Annotated in this window: 1 protein-coding gene; it reads right to left on the reverse strand. The window is 60.3% G+C overall.

The window, feature by feature from the left end; genetic code table 11:
- The coding region (locus PVZ80_RS09195) for a hemagglutinin repeat-containing protein (protein WP_273863719.1) at nucleotides 1–2,857 on the reverse strand (2,857 nt) is incomplete at both ends.

The following is a 2,857-nucleotide window of genomic DNA, read 5'->3' on the forward strand; positions in this document are numbered from 1 at the left end:
TGTCCCGGTTTGTCCCATTTGGTGCTGGTGTAAGAAGCACTCAGGCTGGCCGACTGGCTTTTGATGTCGCTGGTGTTCTTGATGTCGCTGACGATCAGGCGACCGGTGTCGAGATGGTTCTTGTCGGCACTGGCTTCACTGGCAATCACCGCGCCTTGCAGCTGGGTATTGGCCCCGACATAAATGTCGTATCCCCCTTTACCTACATACAGCCCGGTCTGGTCAGTCACCGCCTGGTAATTGCTGTCCATCTTGCTACCAGCGATATTGCCGCTGGCGCTGACCATGGAGCCGTAGCAGAACGGCGGAACACAGATGCTGGCGCCGAAACCGCCACTGGTCTGCCGGTTTTTCTGATCGGCTTCATCCTGCCGGGAGGCAATATTGAGGTTGCCGCCTACCTCCGCCTTGATGGTATCGGCTCGTACCTGCGCCCCCGCCAAGGTGGTGTCCTGACCGCTTTTCAGCATGAGCAGGCCAGTATCCACCGTGCTGTTGACCTGGGTGACCGAGTGGCCCGTGCCCATGCCTTTTGCCATCTGCGCCCCGAGATCGAGGGTGAAGCCGTTCTGATCGCCAATATTGAAGCTGGCGCCGATACTGGTCTTGCTGTTGCGATTCTGGTTATCCCACTGCGCCTGGTTTTGGGCACTCTCCAGAATGATGTCATTTTTGGCCTGCAGCAGGGTGTTCTCGGCTTTGAGCGCACTCCCCACCATATGGATATCGCCTTGAGATCCAACCGCATTGCCAGTTGCAACAATAGCCAGACCAGCGCCACTGGTCAGCGTCGACTGCTTGGCGGTTTCACTGCTGTATTCGCTGGTGCTTTTACTTCGAGTGGAACCCAGCTCAGTGCCGATCTTTATCAGCGATCCGCTACTGTTCGCTGGCTTGCCTTCCGACTCCTGGGCCGACCCTGAACTCAAATTCCCAACAGCGTTATAGGCGGACAGCAGTGCCTGCGCGCCCTTTACAGCTTTGAGCCGACTGTCATCGGCCTCCTGGGCGGCGCGTACGTCATTGCGGATACTTTTGACGGTATCGACCACCATTCCACCGATCACTCGGCCCACCGCCAGACTCTTGGAGCTATCGGTGCTGCTTTGTTTAGCGGTTTCAACGCCTGAAACGATGGTCACGTCCGCACCACGCAAGGACATATCCTTGGTGCTGACGAGATCACTGGCGACGACTGTGAGCTCACGTCCAGCGGTCAGCAGAACATTACCGCCACTCGAACCTATTGTGCTTCCAGTCAGAGTGGTTTCCTGGGCGTTGCCGTTATGTTTCTGGCTACCGATCGACAGGTGTTGATTGCCAGTAATGTCATCCAGCCCACCCTTGTTAGCGGTCAGAACGCCTGTCAGATCCCGGCTCTTGGCCTTGTGCATCTCAGTACGGGAAAAGGTGTTTTCTGCCGCATCAATGGTCAGGTCCCGCCCCGTCTGCACGCTGAGGTCGCCGGTACTGACCAGTGAAGAGCCGGTTACCGCCGTATCACGGCCAGCTACCACACTGACGGTGTCACCCGACACCATGCTGCCCACGGCATCGGTACGGGTTTCACTGACTCGGTCCTGAACCTTGCTGGACTTCAGGCCGCCCCAACTGCTCTTGCTTTTACTGCTTTCGTGACGGGCACTGCTCGAATCCGTTACAGCAACAATCTCGACATCATTGCCTGCCACCAAACGAGCAGCACCTCTCTCCGAAGTGACGCCACTTCCCTTGAGCTGCAGATCTTCACCAGCGACCAAGGTACTGTTGCCACCTGAGGTCACCATGCTGCCGATATTGGTCGTACTCGCCACCTCATCAAGCCGACTCTTCTTGCCCGACGAGCTCTTCTTGGTCTTGCTGTAGAAGCTGTAGTTGCTGTCTTCCGCGGACTCCAGCGCCAGGTTGCCGCCGGCCACCAGATACGCCTCATCCCCCGCACTCACCCGGCTGGCAATCAGCTCCAGATCCTTGCCGGCACTGAGGGCCACGCTGCCACCCGCGGTCACCGCCGTGGAGACCTGGCTGACCTTGTCGGACTGGCCCTTGTACTTCTTGGAACTGGAGTACGAGTGCTGCTCGTCCGCCGCCGAGGCCAGGGTCAGGTTGCCGGTGGCGGCCATGGCGAGGTTGCGTTTGGCGTCGATCTGGCTGGCGATGGCCGACAGATCGCGGCCGCTGTTGATTGTCAGGTCGCGACCGCTGGTGAGCACCGAGCCGTGCTGGCTGGTGCTGGTGTGCAGGGAGTTGGTCCGAGTCTCGTTGTCCTGCTGTTCGACAGCGGTAAGGTTGGCATCCCGGCCGGCGTTGATGGTGGTGTCGCGCGCGGCTTGCAGCACGCCAGCGGCGTTGTTGAAGTCACGACCGGCCTTGAGCGTCAGGTCGTTGGCGGCTTCGATACGCGCGGCGCTGTCGAGGAAGTCACGCCGCTGTTGCAGATCGCCGCCGCTGTTCTGGTGGCTGGTGACCGTGCGTTCATTGATCAGGTCGCCGTTGAGCGCGCTCAGGTTCACATCGCGACCGGCGATGATACCGCCCGCCTTGTTCACCAGGTTGTTGCCCGCCAGCAGGTCCAGGCGATTGCCGGCTTCGATCAGCCCGCTGTTGACCAGGTCGTTGCCGGCCTTGGCCGAGAGGTTGTTGGTGGCGCGCAGGGTGCCGGCGTTGAGCAGGTCCTTGCCGGCGATCAGGCTGATGTCCTGCCCGGCGATCAGCGCGCCGTTGGCGGCCAGGCGGTTGTTGGCGTGGGCCATGTACAGCACCGGCACCAGCACGTTCTCGCCATTCACCTGATGCGATTCGAGCCAGACGATGTCGTGGGTCAGGGCCGCGACCTGCTCGGAGGTCAGCGAGGTGC

Source organism: Pseudomonas sp. B3G-3 (assembly GCF_028640915.1).
Taxonomy (GTDB): Bacteria; Pseudomonadota; Gammaproteobacteria; order Pseudomonadales; family Pseudomonadaceae; genus Aquipseudomonas; species Aquipseudomonas chlororaphis_I.